This is a genomic window from Delftia sp. SD018 (assembly GCF_017355445.1).
In the GTDB taxonomy this organism is placed as follows: domain Bacteria; phylum Pseudomonadota; class Gammaproteobacteria; order Burkholderiales; family Burkholderiaceae_C; genus Comamonas; species Comamonas acidovorans.
Genome location: NZ_JADDRN010000008.1, coordinates 177,504 through 193,924, shown reverse-complemented (window position 1 = coordinate 193,924; position 16,421 = coordinate 177,504). Strand labels below are relative to the sequence as shown.

The following is a 16,421-nucleotide window of genomic DNA, read 5'->3' as shown; positions in this document are numbered from 1 at the left end:
CTTCCGCATCGAGCTGGGCGAAGTGCAGGCCCAACTGCTGGCCCAGCCGGAGGTGCGTGAGGCCGTCGTGCTGGCCAGCCAGGGGCCGGGCGCGGCGCGGCTGGTGGCCTATGTCTCGCTGAACGAGGAAGTCGAAGACGGGCTGCTCAAGGACCGGCTGGGCCAGGCGCTGCCCGACTACATGGTGCCCTCGGCCATCGTGGTGCTCGATGCCCTGCCGTTGACGGCCAATGGCAAGGTGGACCGCAAGGCCTTGCCCGAGCCCGAGCTGGCGGGTGCGCAGGCCTACGAGGCGCCGCAGGGCGATGTGGAGGCGATGCTGGCAGGCATCTGGGAAGAGGTGCTGGAGCTGGATCGTGTGGGGCGCAGCGACAACTTCTTCATGCTGGGCGGCGATTCCATCCTGAGCCTGCAGATCGTGAGCCGGACGTACCGTGCTGGCTGGCGCATCACGCCCCGGCAATTGTTTGAGCGACAGACGGTGGCCGAACTTGCGGCCGTGGCAGAACGTGCGGACCAGCGCGCGGCGGTGGCGGGGACCCCGTCGGACGGGCAGCGTGGCCGCCTGGTGGACTTTTTCGATGCCCAGGCCCTGGCGGGCCTGCCGTTTGCCCAGGAAGACGTGGAGGATGTGTATCCGCTCACTCCGACGCAGGAAGGCATGTTCTTCCATGCCATGGAGGCGCCGGGAACCGGTCTGTATGTCAATCAGCTCGGGGTGGACCTGTCCGGGGTCGATGCCGAGCGCCTGGCCCGCGCCTGGTCGGCCATGGTGCAGCGCCACGCCATGCTGCGCACAGCCTTTGTCTGGCAGGCTGGCATGCAGCGACCGCTGCAGGTGGTGCTGCGCCAGGCAACGGCAAAGTTCGTGCAGCATGACTGGCGTGGGCTTGATGATGCGGTCGAGCGCGCGGACCGCCTGGGCAGGGAGGAGTTGCGCAGGGAGACCGACTGGCTGGCTCCGCCGCTGGTCCGCATCCACCTGATCCGCATCTCGGACACGGGTTACCGGCTGCTGTGGACCCAGCACCACATCCTCTCGGACGGCTGGAGCGATTCGCGGCTCTGGGGTGAATGGCTGCAGAGCTATGCGGGCGAGCAACTGCCCGCACAGCCTCCCGCCTACGGGGACTTCCTGCGCTGGCTGCAGCGGCAGGATGCCCAGGCTGCCAAGGCCTTCTGGCAAGGGGAACTGGCCGGGCTCGAGGGGCCGGTTCTGCTGGCCGACCCCCAGCAGCGCACCGGCACCGACGGCTATGCCAAGCTTTTCACGCGCCTGGATGCGCAGCGGACAGCCGCCCTCGGGGGCCTGGCCCAGCGCGAGCGCGTGACCATGAACACCCTGGTGCAGGCCGTCTGGTCGCTGGTGTTGCAGCGGCAGGCCGGCAGCCGGCAGGTCGTCTTCGGCGCCACAGTGGCCGGCAGGCCTGCAAGCCTGGAGGGCGCCGAGCAGATGCTGGGCCTGTTCATCAACACCATTCCGATCGCCGTATCGGTGCGCGCTGGGCTGTCCATCGGCGAATACCTGCGCGCGGTTCAGTCCGGCAATTTGCGAGCCCGGGAGTTCGAGCATTCGGCACTGGCCGACATACAGCGCTGGGCAGGATCCGCAGGTCGGCCCTTGTTCGACAGCATCATCGTTTTCGAGAACCATCCGATGGACCAGACCATGAAGCGCCTGGATCAGTTCGGTTTGGAATTCGGTGCCGTGGCCGGCAGCGGCCTGACCGGGTACGCCATGGATTTGCAGGTCACCGTGGGTGAGGTGCTGGAAATCGAGTACTGCTATGCGCGCCAGTCCTTCGACGAAGCCCGTGTGGCGGACATGCGGCAGCTGGTCGAGCATTTGCTGCACCAACTGCTGGCTCTGGATGTGGACCAGCCCCTGGGGCAGATGGGGTGGCTGGGCGCTTCGCAGCATGCCGGCATGCTGGCACTGGGCCGCTCCGAACCGCTGGCTCCCCAGGGACCGCGCAGCACGGTGCATGCGCTGATCGCGCAGCAGGCGAGCGCGCGGCCCGAGGCCATCGCCTTGCGGATGGGCGATGCGCACATGAGCTATGCACAGCTCGACGCACAGGCCAATCGCCTAGCCCGCCATCTGGTGGAGCTGGGTGTGGGACCCGACAAGGTGGTCGGGGTGGCGCTGGAGCGCTCCATGGACATGGTGGTTGCCTTGCTGGCCGTGCTCAAGGCGGGTGGTGCCTATGTGCCGCTCGATATCGCCTATCCCTCCGACCGGCTGGCCTTCATGCTCCAGGACAGCGGGGCCATGCTTCTGATCAGCCAGAGCAGCGTGCTGCCCCGGCTGGCCGCGCTGCACGTGCCGACACTGCGCATGGAAGACGTGCCCTATGGCCAGCTGGAGGCGCACGGCTTGGCGCCGCGCTGCGACGCCGATCATCTGGCCTACGTGATCTATACGTCAGGCTCCACCGGGCTTCCCAAGGGCGTGGCGGTATCCCACGGCCCGCTGGCCATGCACTGCCTGGCCACGGCGCAAATCTATGGAATGACGCCTGCATCCTGCGAGCTGCACTTCATGTCCTTCTCGTTCGACGGTGCCCATGAGCGCTGGCTGACGCCCCTGTGCGTGGGAGCCAGCCTGGTGCTGAGGGACGGCGAACTCTGGACGGCCGAGCAGTCCTATCAGGCGCTGCAACGCCATGGCGTGACCACGGCGGCCTTCCCGCCTGCCTACCTTGGCGAGATCGCCGACTGGGCTGCGCCGCGCGACGATGTTCCCGAGGTGGAACTCTATGTCTTTGGCGGAGAGGCCATGCCCAAGGCAGCCTACGACAAGGTGTCCACCCATCTGCGGCCGCGCTGGCTGATCAACGGCTATGGACCCACGGAAACGGTGGTGACGCCGTTGATCTGGCGGACCGGCGGCGATCAACGCTTCGAATGCGCCTATGCGCCCATAGGCCGGCCCGTGGGCGAGCGTGCGGTCTACGTGCTGGACGAGGACATGCAGCTGTTGCCGGCAGGCAGGGTGGGCGAGCTGTACATCGGCGGCTACGGCCTGGCGCGCGGCTATCTCGGGCGCAGTGCACTGACCGCCGAGCGGTTCATCGCCAATCCGTTCGATGCGCAGGGCGGGCGCCTGTACCGGACCGGCGACCTGGTGCGCTGGATGGATGACGGCAATATCGAGTACATAGGCCGTGCCGACCATCAGGTCAAGATCCGGGGCTTCCGCATCGAACTCGGCGAGGTGGAGAAGGCCGTGCGCGCGCTGGCCGGCGTTGCCGATGCCGCCGTGGTTGTGCAGGAGGCTGCCTCTGGCCGTCAACTGGTGGCCTATCTGGTGCTGGACGGCCTGGCAGCGGACAACCGTGCAGGTCAGCGCATGCGCCAGCAGCTTTCCGAGCGCCTGCCGGACTACATGGTGCCGGCGCATTGCGTGCCGCTGCCCGCCCTGCCTCGTCTTGTCAGCGGCAAGCTGGACCGCCATGCGCTGCCCTTGCCCGCGGCCGATGGTGCGAGAGCTTTCGTGCCGCCCTCGACGGAAGAGGCCCGTGCGCTGGCCAAGGTATGGCAGGAGGTGCTGGGCGTGGACAGGGTGGGCGAGACCGACAACTTCTTCGAACTGGGCGGAGATTCGCTGCTCAGCCTGAAGATGCACGCCAAGGTGCGCAAGCTCGGCAACCGGCGGCTGGATTTCAAGCTGCGCGATCTGTTGCAACGGCCCACGATCGCCGGCCTGCTGGGTCTGGGCGCCGAACAGGAGACACGCGCTGCAGGCCTGATCGCTCTCAATGCCGTATGCGAGGGGATGCCACCGCTTTTCTGCATCCATGCGGGCTTTGGAACCATCTTCGACTACCAGCCGCTGGCCAGGGCGCTCAACGGCGTGCGGACCGTGTATGCGATCGCCTGCCGCAGTCTGTCTGCGCCAGACCACCTGGACCATTCGCTGGAACAGATGGCCGATGACTACTGCCGCATGGTCCGCGCCGTTCAGCCCAGCGGGCCCTACCACCTGCTGGGATGGTCATTGGGCGGCAGCCTTGTGGCCTTGATGGCATCCCGGCTGGAGGCCCAGGGCCAGACGCTGGGACTGCTGGGACTGGTCGATCCCTTCGTTCCCGAGGCCGGGCAGACCTTGTCCGATGACTGGTGGCCGGATTTCCTGGCCTTTGTGAGCCACCTGCTTCCCCACGCAGATATCGATGATGTGGCCGAGGTCCGCACCGTCCCCCAGCCCAGCGCCGACCTTCTGGCGGGGCCTCTGGGACGTGCTGTGGCCCGCGCGGGAGCGAATCTGGCCGAAGGCAGCGTACCCATGGAGGGGGCCGATCTGGCCCAGACCTTCATGACGGCGCTGCATCTGAAGCACCTGTCATTGCAGACCGAGAGGCTCAGGCCAGTGGCTGGCATGGCTCAGCTGTGGTGGAGCGAGGGCCGGAACGTCAGCGACCGCACCAGGTTGCGACAGCAGCTGCGGCAGGATGATGTGCAGGGTACGGAAATCGATGCCGACCATTTCTCCATGCTGCGGGATGCCGGCCTGCTTGCGCAATTGTTCGAGCTGCTGGCCTGCGAGTTCGAGCCAGGATGATCCGCGCCGCCCCTTGGCCTTGCTGTTGCCGCGCCAAGGGGGCTGCGGGGCCGCAGTGCCTGCTTGATCCGGTCGTTGCCCCGTTACAGATTGTCTCCGTTTTTGGCGCCCGTACGTCTTACAGGCCAGGATGTGTTGGTTCAGGCACCAGGCTGAATGCGCATCTGGTTGGTAATCAATCTTGTTCAATGAATCTGAAGCCCGTCAATCATGTGTCCTATGCCTCGTCAACATCTGCTGAGCATTGCTCTGGCCGCCGCCTTCGGCTCGGCCTCGCTTTGGTCTCCTCTTGCTGCTGCCCAATCGCCCGGGCAGAGTGCTGCCCAGGTCTTTGAAATCAACATCCCGGCGCAGTCGCTCGCCTCCGCGCTCAATGAGCTGTCGCGTCAGACCGGAGCCCAGATGTTCGCTGCCGGCGATCTCGTGGCAGGGGTCCAGTCGCGGGCGGTGTCCGGCAAACTGAGTTCGGAGCAGGCCTTGCGTGAGATGCTTGCAGGGACTTCGCTGGAGGCCACGAAGACCGCAAACGGCGGTTTTGCGGTGCGTCGTTCCGCGGGCACGCCAAGTTCTGCATTCACCTTGCCCACGGTGACGGTCACGGACAGCGAAGCCGCAAGCGGCCCGCTCAAGGGCTATGCCGCCAAGCGCAGTGCAACCGGTACCAAGACCGATACGCCGACTCTGGAAACGCCGCAATCCATCACCATCATCGGCGCCTCGGAAATAGAAACACTCAAATACCAGAGCCTGCAGGATGCGCTGGGATATGCCGCAGGCGTCAACCGTGCCGAGGGTCTGGACAGAACCACGGACAGCCTGTTTCTTCGAGGATTCCGCACGGACGGAATTTATCGGGATGGCACGCTGTACACGGTAAATATCTATAACGGAAGACAGGAGCCGTACGGACTGGAGCGCATTGAACTGCTCAAGGGCGCGTCCTCGGTACTTTATGGATCGGTCGCTCCTGGCGGGGTGATCAATACGGTCAGCAAGCGGCCCACGGCTGAAACTATTCGTGAACTGAATGTGGAAATTGGCAGTTTCAACCACAAACAGGTTTCAGGCGACTTTTCAGGGTCGCTGGACAAGACTGGAGAGCTGACCTATAGAATAACGGCCCTGCAGCGTGATAGCAATACGTTCATAGACCATACCCCGGATGATAGAACGTACATTGCCCCCTCCCTGAAGTGGCAGCCCAATGCGGCAACCTCGCTGACCTTGCTCATGGAGTATCAGAAAGACCGCACTGCCTACGTCAACGGCCTGCCGGGACCGGGAACGGTGCTGCCCAATCCCAATGGCAGGATTCCTCCGGAAAGATTCACGGGCGAGCCAGGCTTCGACAAGTACGGGCTGGAGCGATACTCCATTGGCTACCTGCTGGAGCATGCATTCTCGGAACGCCTGAAACTCAGGAGCAGCATGCGTTACTTCGATGCGAATGTGACCTACCGGAGTGCAGCGGGATGGGGACTGAGCAGCGACCAGAGATCGCTTGTGGGACGCGCAGCACAGACGCGCTGGGACAGGTCTTCTGCCTTCGTGATGGACAACTCCCTGGAGTACAAGTTGGACCAGGGCAACGTCCGGCACACGATATTGGCTGGCTTCGACTACACGTTGCCAAAGCATGAGTCTGAGCGCTACAGGCAGTCATTGCCGAATCTCGATGTTTTCAATCCGATATATGGAGGGCCTTTCGGGCCCATCAGCCGGGTTGATGGCTCATGGAAATCGGATATGGAACGTCTGGGTGTTTATGCTCAGGATCAGATAAAGATATCCAATAAATGGGTGTTTCTGGTCGGCGGGCGATATGACTCCGTTCGCTACAACGAAAGCAGTTTCTTCACGGGTGAGTCCATTGCAGACAATGAGAAAACCACAGCATTTACCGGGCGCCTTGGCCTGGTTTATCTGGCAGAAAACAATGTCGCTCCCTTTGTGAGCTTCAGCCAATCGTTCGAGCCCACAGCGGGTCGGGACCGCCTTGGCAGCCGCTACAAGCCCACCAAGGGCGAGCAGGTTGAAGCGGGTGTCAGATACCAGCCTCGTGAAATGAATGCCACGTTCTCTGCCGCGGTATATCAACTGACCAGAAACAATTTGCTGGTAGCCGATCCCCAGGATCCCACCGGAAGTTTCGGCATCCAGGCCGGAGAAGTTCGCTCGCGCGGCTTTGAGCTGGAGGCGCGGGGATCTGTGGGACGCAATGCCAACATCATTGCCGCCTATGCCTATACGGATGCGCGCACGACTGAGGCCAGCCCGCTGCAGCCAGGCGAGGTCGGCAAGAGGCTGGTCAATGTGCCCTACAACCAGTTGTCGCTTTGGGGTGACTACAGCTTTGGTGACTTCGGCCTGCCGCAGCTCAAGGTCGGACTTGGTGCACGCTACATAGGCCGCACCCGTGGCATGGCGCACAGCGTTCCCGTGTCGGTTCCCGCGTTCACCGTCTTTGATGCCATGGTCAGCTACACCACAGGCCCGTGGCGCCTGGCCTTGAATCTGACCAACTTGACGGACAAGACCTATGTCTCCGGTTGCACCTACGGCTGCTTCTACGGCGAGCCCCGCAAGGTGATCGGCACGGCCACCTATCGCTGGTAAGCGGGCATGGGCCATGGGCCACGGCTGGAGCGATCCGGCCGTGGCCTTTTCTTTGTCGGGGAACCGAAGGCGCTGTTCAGAGCGCCTGCAACTGCACGCCGCCACCGGCCTGCGGGCGTACGCGCAGCGGCAGGATGGACGGCAGCACGGCCAGCAGGCCGGCCGAGTCATTGGCGCGAAAGCGCCCGGTCAGGCGCAGCGCGGCCACGCGCGCATCGGCGGCTTCTATGGGCTGGGTGCGGTAGGCGTTGACCGTGGCCAGGGCCTCGGCCAGCGGGGTGTTCTCGAAGACCAGCCAGCCCTCGCGCCAGGCGGACAGGGTGGCGGCATCGGCCTGGCGCACGGCCTCGGCCTGGCCGTTGCGGATGTCCACGATCTGGCCGGGCAGCAGGTCCAGCGTTGCCGCCGCCGGGCCCGTCGCATCCTGCGCATCCCTGCCCAGCACCCGGACCCTGACATGGCCATGCTCCACGCCCACGGTGACGGGGCCGCCGCGGTCGCGCACGGTGAAGACCGTGCCCACGACCTCGATGCGCGCCTCGCGCGTGATGACCTCGAAGGGCCGGTCGGGATCGGGGGCCACGTCGAATCGCACTTCGCCCCGGGCCATGGACACACTGCGGCGCTGGCGGTAGAGCGTCACGGCAATGGCGCTTTGGGGCGCCAGTTCCACCAGGCTGGCCTGCAGCGGCAGCTTGCCGTCGGCCAGAGTGATCTTGAGGATCTGCGAGTTGCGCGTGGCGTAGGCCGAGGTGTGTATGGGCTGCTGCCAGTACCAGTAGGCGCCCCGGCCCGCCAGCGCGCCTGTGCCCAGCAGCCCGGCGAAGGACAGCAGCAGCTTGCGGCGCCGGACGGTCTGGGTGGAGCGCGAGGCCCGGTCGGCCAGCAGGGCGGTTTCCTGGAACTGCTCGCGCAGGCCGCCGGACATGCCGCCCAGCAGGTTCCAGCGCAGGTGCGCCTCGCGTGCGGCGGCATCGTGCCGGGCTGATTTCCCGCGCCATTCGCCCAGGATCAGGCGGGCCTGGTCGGCCACCGGGTCGGGAGCGATTTCGCTTTGAACGATCAGCGTCAGCGCATGCTCGACCATGCGCTCGCTAGGTGCACTTGCCATGGAAAGGGGGAGTCAGGATGCGTCGTCGGTCAGTGTACTGTTGTCGAAATCCATGGCGCTGCCCAGCGCATGGTCCTCGATCAGTTCGGAGCGCAGCTGGGCCAGCACGCGCGAGCAGTCCAGCGTGGCGCGCACCATGTGCTTGGCGACGGCCATTTCGGTGATGTTGAGCTGATCGGCGATTTCCGCGCGCGTGTAGCCATGGGCGCGAAAGAGGATGAAGACTTCGCGCCGGCGAGGCGGCAGGCCTTCCAGCGCCTGGACGACGCGGTTCAGGATCTGGCGCTGGGCGGCCAGGGTTTCGCTGGAGGGCGCACTGTGCTGCACCACCATTTGCTGGCGCGTCCATTCCTGGGCGGTCTTGCGCTTGCGCGCATCGTCGATGCACAGATTGCGTGCCACGCGAAACAGCAGGGCGCGCGGGGATTCGATGCCGGCGTCGGGCAGGGTTTCGGCCTTCTTGCCGCTGCGCAGGCCCAGGGCGTGCACATAGACCCGCTCGAAGCTCGATTGCGCGATGTCGGCCGCATAGTGCGGATCTCGGAGATCGCGCGTGAGCTGGCGGCGCAGATCGCCATAGTGAGCCACGAGTTCCTGGATCAGGTCACGCATCCGGATACCTGCCTTTCCGCAAGGGCGATGGGTTGGAACCCCTGGGTCCGTACAGAGAAGGGCCTACCGGATGCTGCAACCCCGGCCAGGGCCGGGGCGGTGCAGCAGCGGGTATGGGATTCAGCGGCGCAGGTGATTCAAATTCAAATGCAAATGGTTTGCATTCAAATTATGGCATGGGAGATCCCTGCGCCATCATGCCCTGTGCGATCTTTCAATCCTGCAGCGCCAGCTGTTCTGTGCGCGCAACATCGGGTCTTTGGGCTTGCGCTGCCAGCAGGGCTTCACCGATTTCGCCGGTGCGCACCGAAGTGACGGACAGCAGGGTGTCGCTGAGGCCGTGGGAGCCCTCGCAGGCGCCCTGCAGGAAGATGGCGGGGCGAAAGTCCGGCGTGGTGTGCACCTGGTAGTCGCGGCTCACGGAGAAGTCGCCCAGGTAGGGGGCCAGCGGGTCCAGCAGGGTCTTGTGGTGCTCGCGCGCATAGCCGGTGGCCAGCACCACCACGTCGTAGCGCGATGCATGGTCGATACCGTTGTTGAGATCGCGCAGGCCCAGGTGGATGCCGTCGTTGGCGGCACGCACGTCCTGCACCTCGTGGCGGCGCAGGAAGCGGTGGCGCGTGTCGCCGACGACCTTCTGTTCATAGAACACCTTGAAGATGCTCTCGATCAGCTCCAGGTCGGGACAGGCGTAGTTGGTGTGCCAGAACTCGCGCAGCAGGGCGCCGCGCTCGTCGTGCGGGCGGCTGTAGACATGGTCCACGAAGTCGGCGTTGAAGATTTCGTTGACGAAGGGGCTGTCGTCCGAGGGGCGGATGGAGCGGGCGCGCATGACCAGGTCGATCTCGGCCGTGGCGTAGCGGCCATGCAGGTCCATGAAGATTTCCGCTGCGCTTTGGCCCGCACCGACCACGGCGATGCGCAGCGGCCTGGCATGCTCGGCAATGCTGCGCAGGTAGGCGCTGGAGTGGAAGACGCGCGCGTCGCCGCGCAGGGGCTTGAACTGCTCGGGAATGCTGGGCGTGCCGCCGATGCTCATGACCAGGTTCTGGCCCAGGCGCTCATGCACGTTGCCGGCCGCATCGCGCGAGCGCACGCGCAGCAGTTCCACCTTGCCGTCGCGTTTTTCAGGCAGCACCTCGATGACTTCCTGGCCGTAGACGCAGCGGTCCTCGAACTTGGAGGCGGCCCAGGCCAGGTAGTCGTTGAACTCGTGGCGGCTGGGAAAGAAGGTCTTGAGGTTGATGAAGTCCTGCAGCCGGCCCTTCTCGTGCAGGTAGTTGATGAAGGTGAAGCGGCTGGTGGGATTGCGCAGCGTGGCCAGGTCCTTGAGGAAGGACACCTGCATGTGGGCCTGCTCCAGCAGCATGTCCCGGTGCCAGGCGAAGCGCGGCTGCTTTTCGATGAAGACGGGGTGCATGGCCCGCGCGGCGGTTTCGCGCTCCTTGAGGGCGATGGCCAGGGCAATGTTGGAGGGGCCGAAGCCGATGCCGATCAGCGGGTGGGTTTGCATGGAAGGTCCTTTCATTGGGTCGATGCGTCCAGTGCGTCCGGCGCGGCTGCGTCGGTCTGCGGTATCCACAAGGCGTCTGCGAAAAAGCGTTCCCTGAGCAGGACTCCCAGCACGGCGCGCTTGTGCGGGAAGTCGAATTCCTTGACCAGCGCATAGCCGCAGCGCGGCAGGCTTTTGCGCATCTTGCGGTTGTCGGCGCGCGGCTCCACGACGATGCGCTGCGTGCGGCAGTCGTCCAGAAAGAGGTAGTGCGACAGCGAGGGCAGCCAGGCCGTCAGGTAGGGCTGGCCGCGAAACCGCGCCTCCCCCACCAGCGCATGCCAGCCCCGGTCATGGTCGCCCGCGTCATAGAAGGGGGCGATGCGGTCTTCCTTGGCCCAGTAGGCCTCGAAGTAGCCGAAGGGCTCGCCGTCGAAGCAGCCGATGAGGCCCAGCGCATGCGGGTCGCCGGCCATGCGCTGCAGGTAGGCGCGGTGGTGGGCGAGGTCGCCGCTTTCCTCCCAGAAATGCGCGACGACCGGGTCGTTCATCCAGCGGTGGATGAGGGGCAGGTCGGCCTCGGGATCCACGGTGCGAAAGCTCAGCGTGCGGCCCAGCCAGGGGATGAAGCGGCGGTAGACCTCGCCGCGCGGCTTGTGCAGACGCACGGGGTGGCGGCGGCCTTCGCTGATCGTGTAGTGCAGCGCATAGGGTGGGCGCGGGCGGGGCAGCCACAGGGGCTGCTGCCACAGCACGCTTCTTGCCACGCACGGGGCCTGGCCCGGCTGCACTGTGGCAATGCTGTCGCGCAGGCCGGGCGGCAGCCGGGGCAGGGACAGCTCGATGGCTTGCGCATCGGGATGCAGGCCAAAGCCTGCCTGCAGCGCGGCCAGCAGTTCATCCGCTTCGGGCATGCCCGAGCAGGGGCCCAGCCATTGCAGCTGCATCAGGCCTGGCGCGGCCGTGGGCGACAGGTTCCAGAGACTGTGCTTGCCGGGCCTGCCGGCATGCACGGACCCCGAACGTTCCAGGCGCAGCCGCTGTCCATCGCCGAAGACGCTGATCGTCTCGGTGCCTGCATGCGCAAGGTAGCTGGCGCCGGAGGCGTCTGGTGACGGTGTAGCGGTGGCTTCGACTGGACGCACGTGGACTCTTTCAGATGGAGTGGCCCGCGTGCGGGACACGGGTCGGGGCTCGGGCAAGGGCGCAAGGGACACAAGGGACACAAGGGACACAAGGCAGCCTCATGACCGGGATGACGCGCAGGCGCGGCAAATGTTCATGCCAGGGCCGTTCATGCCAGGGCCGGGCTGCGGGCCGCCTGGAAGGCGTGGGCCAGTGCATTGCAGAGCCGGCCGCGCAGCACCTCGGTCTCTTCGGTGAGGGCGCCCAGCCGCGCAAAGTCATGGACCATGCCGGCGTAGATCTGCAGGTCCACGGCCACGCCGGCGGCCTGCAGCCGCTCGGCATAGCGCTTACCTTCGTCGATCAGCGGGTCGTACCCGGCCAGCACCATCAGCGTGGGGGCCAGCCGGCCCAGGTCGGATGCCTGCAGCGGGGCAAAGCGCCAGTCCTGCCGGTCCGCATCGCTGCGCAGGTATTGGCCAAACATCCAGGCCAGGGTGTCACCTTCCAGCAGATGGCCGGTGGCCAGGCGCGCATGCGAGTCGCTGTCCTGCCGTGCTGCCGTGCAGGGGTAGAGCAGCAACTGCAGCAAGGGCTGGGGCATGCCCGCGTCGCGCGCGGCGATGCACAGGGCCGTGGCCAGCGTGCCCCCGACGCTGTCGCCGCCAATGGCCAGGCGCTGCGCGTCCAGGCCATGGCGGCCGCCGTGCTCCAGCAGCCAGGCCAGGGCGTCCTGTGCGTCGAGGAAGGCTGTGGGAAAGCGGTGCTCTGGCGCCAGCCGGTAGTCGATGGCCAGCACATTGCAGGGCGTGCCCAGCGCCAGGCTGCGGCACAGGCTGTCATGCGAGTCGAGCCCGCCCAGCACGTAGCCGCCGCCGTGAAGGAACAGCAGGCAGGGCGCGGCTGTGTGTTCAGGGGCTGCGCGGTAGAGCCGGGCACGGATGCGCGCGCCGTCGCGCGTGGGCAGATCCAGGTCCTCGGTGGGCAGATCGTCGCCCGGCAGGTCCAGCGCCAGCGTGGCGTTGTCGTAGGCGGCGCGCGCCTGCGCTGCCGTCATCTGGCTCATGCGCGGGCGGCTGGATGCCTGGGCGTTGGCGAGTTCAAGAAATGCTTGCAGGTCGGGGTTGAGAGCCATGGCGTCCTTGGGATATGCGGCAGACAAGGCAAAGCGGGCCGGTGCAGGGCAGGGCGCCCGCGCTGCCCCTTCTTCGTGATGACGCAGGGCGGCGGAATTTGTTCATCGCCTGGGCGGTGAACATTTTTGGCGCACGCACGTCTTGCAGGGAGTAGGGAGTGCTCGCCGTGCGCCGCGCTCCAGGAAACGCCGGGCCGCGCCGGCATTGCAAGGTCATGCGCCCACGGGCGCCAGAGGAATCCCTTATGGAAAACGCCAGCCGACCGCCCTCCGAGGTACTGCGCCTGCTCAGGCCCTTCCTGCCGTGGATGGCGCTGTCCGTGGTCACGGGCATTTGCGCGGGTGGGTCCACGGTGGCGCTGCTGGCGACCATCAACCAGGTGCTCAACCGGCCCGGTGGATTGGCCGGCGGGCTGCTGCTGACCTTCATCGCCCTGTGTGCCACCGTGCTGGTGTGCCGGGCCACGTCCGACATGTCGGGCAATTTCGTGGGGCAGCGCCTGGTGGCGCAGCTGCGCAAGGAACTGGCCAGCAAGATCCTGGCCGCGCCCATCGATGCGCTGGAGCGCTACCGCACGCACCGCCTCATGCCCGTGCTCACGCAGGACGTGGACATGATCAGCGACGTGGCCTTCGTGCTGGCCTCCAACGTGATCGCCCTGGCCATTGCGCTGGGCTGCCTGGCCTACCTGGCCCTGCTGTCGCCGCCGCTGTTTGCCATGCTGGTGGTGGCGCTGGTGCTGGGCGTGAGCCTGCAGGCGCTGGCGCAGTCACGCGGCGTGGCGGGGTTCTGGAAGGCGCGCGATCACGAGGAAGTGCTGCACAAGGCCTACCGCGCCATCAGCGAAGGCGCCAAGGAGCTGCGCATGCACCGCGCGCGCCGGGGCCGCATCTTCGACGGGCAGATTGGCTCCACCGTGGATGCCATCCGCCGCATCAACAGCCGCGCCATCAATACCTATGTATTGGCCACGGCCTTCGGTTCGGCGCTGTTCTTTCTGTTGATTGCCCTCATCCTGGGCTGGGCCGCGCTGCGCACCACCGAGCCCGTGGTGCTCAGCGGCTTCGTGCTGGTGCTGCTGTTCCTCAAGGGCCCCATGGACCAGATCGCGGGCGCGCTGCCCAACCTGGGCCGTGCCAAGGTGGCGCTGCAGCGCATTGCCGACCTGTCGGCGCGCTTTGCCAGCCCCGAGCCGCACCTGCACCTGGACAGCCCGCCCGGCGAGGTCCGCCTGGACCACGGCCTGGAGCTGCGGGGCGTGCGCTATGCCTTCGATGCGCCCGAAGGCGGCAAGGCCTTCGAGATCGGCCCCATCGACCTGAAGCTGGGCAAGGGCGAGCTGGTCTTTGTGGTGGGCGACAACGGCTCGGGCAAGACCACGCTGATCAAGCTGCTGCTGGGCCTGTATGCGCCCCAGCAGGGCGAGATACTGCATGACGGCCAGCCGGTCACGGCCCTGGCGCGCGACGACTACCGCCAGCTGTTCACCACGGTGTTCTCGGACTTCTACCTGTTCGAGGACCTGGTGGCCGGCGGCGAAGAGGGCCAGGCCGCCGCGCTGCCCGAGGCCGCGCTGCCCTACCTGCAGCGGCTGGAGATCGCCCACAAGGTCAGCGTGCGCAACGGCAGCTTCAGCACCATCGACCTGTCCACCGGCCAGCGCAAGCGCCTGGCCCTGGTCCACGCCTATCTGGAGGGCCGGCCCGTGCTGGTCTTCGACGAATGGGCGGCCGACCAGGACCCGAGCTTCCGCCACCTGTTCTACACCGAGCTGCTGCCCGAGCTGCGCGCCAGGGACCACCTGCTGGTGGTCATCTCCCATGACGATCGCTACTTCCACCTGGCCGACCGCATCGTGCGCATGGAGGCCGGCCGCATGGTCCAGCCGCAAGACGGGGCGCAGCCGGTGGCGGCTGCATCGGCCAGTCCCGCCAGTCAAGGCGCGCTGGCCGACATCTGAATTCCTGCTGAATCCACGAACATGGCAAAGACAAAACTCGTCTACATCTGGTCCCTGAGAAACGCCGCCGCCGACCAGGCCGGCCAGCACATCGCCTACAAGGGCGCAACGCGCTACATGAAGTCGCCGCTCGAATACCTGGGCGAGCTGCTGGACACCAGCCCGCTGGGCGATATCTACAGCCTGGAGGCCGTGATCCACGACGACGACGAGGCCTCGCCGCGCGACCGGGAAAAAATCGGCGACTACGGCTTCAGCTACCAGCCGGGCGGCCGCTGGTTCTATCCGCCGGACCTGCGCATCCAGGGGCGCAGGGTCAATGACCTGCTCATGGCCGTGCCGTCTTCCTACCGGCGCCTGCCGCTGAACGATCCGCAGCGCGCCGCGGGCAAGCAGATGTTCGAGGCGCAACTGCAGGACCGGCTGGTGCAGCTGGGTGCCGAGCGGGTGGTGCTGGACGGCCTGCTCGTCATCCTGGACCGGCTCGTGCGGCCCGGGGCCCTGTTCCACCGCAGGATTGCCAACATCCACCCCGGCATCACGCGGCTGGAGTCACCCTATGAACGCCGGGGCGCCTGCGCCACGCTGGACGCGCTGCATGGCGCGCAGGGCTACAAGATCGTGGATTGGAAGACCATGGAACAGCGCCCGGTCCCGCCCCTGTTCAAGACCGGCGCATCCTTTCACTACGTGGACAACGGAATCGACTCCGGCGAAGTCATCGCCGACGTGCTGGGCACCGACATCGATCCCCAAGACACCATCCTCGAGCTGCGCTGGAACAACTTCCAGCACAGCCTGTTCCCTGCATTGCGCAAGGGGCTGGAGATGATGGCCAGAGCGCCTGCAGACATGCCTGCAGACACCACGGTGTGATAACGCGCGTATCTCAAAAACCGGCACGGCCCAAAGCGAGGGACACCGAGCAAGGGCCTATGCCGGCCGCGCCGCCCCGCCGCGAGGGTGTCGTCCCCCTCCCTCGCGAAGCGAGAAAGAGAGGGGGAAGCGGCGCAGCCGCTCAGGGGGTGCTTACTTCGGCGCCAGACGAATGGCCCCATCCAGCCGGATCACCTCGCCATTGAGCATGTCGTTGTCCAGAATGTGGCGCACCAGCTTGGCGTAGTCCTGGGGCGTGCCCAGGCGGCTGGGGAAGGGCACGCCGGCGGCCAGCGCGTCCTGCACTTCCTGCGGCATGCCGAACAGCATGGGCGTGCCGAAGATGCCGGGAGCAATCGTCATGTTGCGGATGCCGTTGCGCGCCAGATCACGCGCAATGGGCAGCGTCATGCCGACCACACCGCCCTTGGACGCCGCATAGGCCGCCTGGCCGATCTGGCCGTCGTAGGCAGCCACGCTGGCCGTGGAGATCAGCACGCCGCGCTCGCCCGTGCTCTCGGGCTCGTTGGCCGACATGGCGGTGGCGGCCAGGCGGATCATGTTGAAGCTGCCGATCAGGTTGACGGTGATGGTCTTGGAGAACAGCGCCAGGTTGTGCGCGCCGTTCTTGCCCACGGTCTTCTCGGCGGGCGCAATGCCTGCGCAGTTGACCAGGCCTGCCAGCTTGCCCAGACTGACGGCCTTGTCCACCACGGCCTGGCCATCGGCCTCCTGGCTCACGTCACATTTGACGAAGACGCCACCGATCTCGCGCGCCACGGCTTCGCCCTTGTCCGCCTGCATGTCGGCAATCACCACCTTGCCGCCCTCGGCCGCCAGCATGCGCGCCGTGCCTTCGCCCAGCCCGGAGGCGCCGCCCGTGACGATGAATACCCGGTCCTTGATCTGCATGGAATGTCTCCTTGGTT

Annotated in this window: 10 protein-coding genes; 4 read left to right on the top strand and 6 right to left on the bottom strand. The window is 66.2% G+C overall.

The genetic code is table 11. From position 1 onward, the window contains the following. On the top strand, window positions 1-4,564 hold a 4,564-nt coding region (locus INR38_RS10995; RefSeq protein ID WP_207444577.1), incomplete at its 5' end, for a non-ribosomal peptide synthetase. Window positions 4,565-4,774: 210 nt separating this feature from the next. Further along, window positions 4,775-7,180 carry a TonB-dependent siderophore receptor gene (locus INR38_RS10990; RefSeq protein WP_207444576.1) on the top strand — a complete coding sequence of 802 codons (2,406 nt, stop codon included), beginning with the start codon at window positions 4,775-4,777 and terminating at the stop codon, window positions 7,178-7,180. A gap of 76 nt (window positions 7,181-7,256) precedes the next feature. Here the strand turns inward: INR38_RS10990 and INR38_RS10985 are convergent, their stop codons facing one another. The 5 genes from INR38_RS10985 to INR38_RS10965 form a co-directional block, all read right to left on the bottom strand. Continuing rightward, window positions 7,257-8,291 carry a FecR domain-containing protein gene (locus INR38_RS10985; protein ID WP_207444575.1) on the bottom strand — a complete coding sequence of 345 codons (1,035 nt, stop codon included), beginning with the start codon at window positions 8,289-8,291 and terminating at the stop codon, window positions 7,257-7,259. Between the two features lie 12 nt (window positions 8,292-8,303). Continuing rightward, window positions 8,304-8,903 carry an RNA polymerase sigma factor gene (locus INR38_RS10980; RefSeq protein WP_012206549.1) on the bottom strand — a complete coding sequence of 200 codons (600 nt, stop codon included), beginning with the start codon at window positions 8,901-8,903 and terminating at the stop codon, window positions 8,304-8,306. Between the two features lie 214 nt (window positions 8,904-9,117). After that, window positions 9,118-10,416, bottom strand: coding sequence for a lysine N(6)-hydroxylase/L-ornithine N(5)-oxygenase family protein (locus INR38_RS10975; RefSeq protein ID WP_207444574.1), 1,299 nt, complete (start codon window positions 10,414-10,416; stop codon window positions 9,118-9,120). 11 nt (window positions 10,417-10,427) lie between these two features. Next, a complete protein-coding gene (locus INR38_RS10970; RefSeq protein ID WP_207475946.1) occupies window positions 10,428-11,540 on the bottom strand; it encodes a GNAT family N-acetyltransferase in 1,113 nt (370 codons plus the stop codon). A gap of 149 nt (window positions 11,541-11,689) precedes the next feature. After that, a complete protein-coding gene (locus INR38_RS10965) occupies window positions 11,690-12,682 on the bottom strand; it encodes an alpha/beta hydrolase (RefSeq protein ID WP_242699035.1) in 993 nt (330 codons plus the stop codon). Window positions 12,683-12,900: 218 nt separating this feature from the next. Here INR38_RS10965 and INR38_RS10960 point away from each other — a divergent pair, with 218 nt between their 5' ends. Further along, complete coding sequence (locus tag INR38_RS10960; protein WP_207443339.1) at window positions 12,901-14,616, top strand: cyclic peptide export ABC transporter; 1,716 nt, start codon at window positions 12,901-12,903, stop codon at window positions 14,614-14,616. Window positions 14,617-14,637: 21 nt separating this feature from the next. Then, the gene (locus INR38_RS10955; RefSeq protein WP_207443340.1) at window positions 14,638-15,492 is read left to right on the top strand and encodes a N(5)-hydroxyornithine transformylase PvdF; all 855 of its coding nucleotides are present in this window, start codon (window positions 14,638-14,640) and stop codon (window positions 15,490-15,492) included. A gap of 153 nt (window positions 15,493-15,645) precedes the next feature. On the opposite strand, the gene INR38_RS10950 is transcribed toward INR38_RS10955, so the two are convergent. Then, entirely contained in the window at window positions 15,646-16,404 is a 759-nt protein-coding gene (locus INR38_RS10950; protein WP_013801611.1) for a 3-hydroxyacyl-CoA dehydrogenase, read from the bottom strand. Window positions 16,405-16,421 lie beyond the last annotated feature (17 nt).

Excerpts from the sequence above, each read along its gene's own strand:
- INR38_RS10990 (WP_207444576.1), top strand. The coding sequence starts at position 4,775 with ATGTGTCCTATGCCTCGTCAACATCTGCTGAGCATTGCTCTGGCCGCC.
- INR38_RS10985 (WP_207444575.1), bottom strand. The coding sequence starts at position 8,291 with ATGGCAAGTGCACCTAGCGAGCGCATGGTCGAGCATGCGCTGACGCTG.
- INR38_RS10980 (WP_012206549.1), bottom strand. The coding sequence starts at position 8,903 with ATGCGTGACCTGATCCAGGAACTCGTGGCTCACTATGGCGATCTGCGC.
- INR38_RS10975 (WP_207444574.1), bottom strand. The coding sequence starts at position 10,416 with ATGCAAACCCACCCGCTGATCGGCATCGGCTTCGGCCCCTCCAACATT.
- INR38_RS10960 (WP_207443339.1), top strand. The coding sequence starts at position 12,901 with ATGGAAAACGCCAGCCGACCGCCCTCCGAGGTACTGCGCCTGCTCAGG.
- INR38_RS10955 (WP_207443340.1), top strand. The coding sequence starts at position 14,638 with ATGGCAAAGACAAAACTCGTCTACATCTGGTCCCTGAGAAACGCCGCC.
- INR38_RS10950 (WP_013801611.1), bottom strand. The coding sequence starts at position 16,404 with ATGCAGATCAAGGACCGGGTATTCATCGTCACGGGCGGCGCCTCCGGG.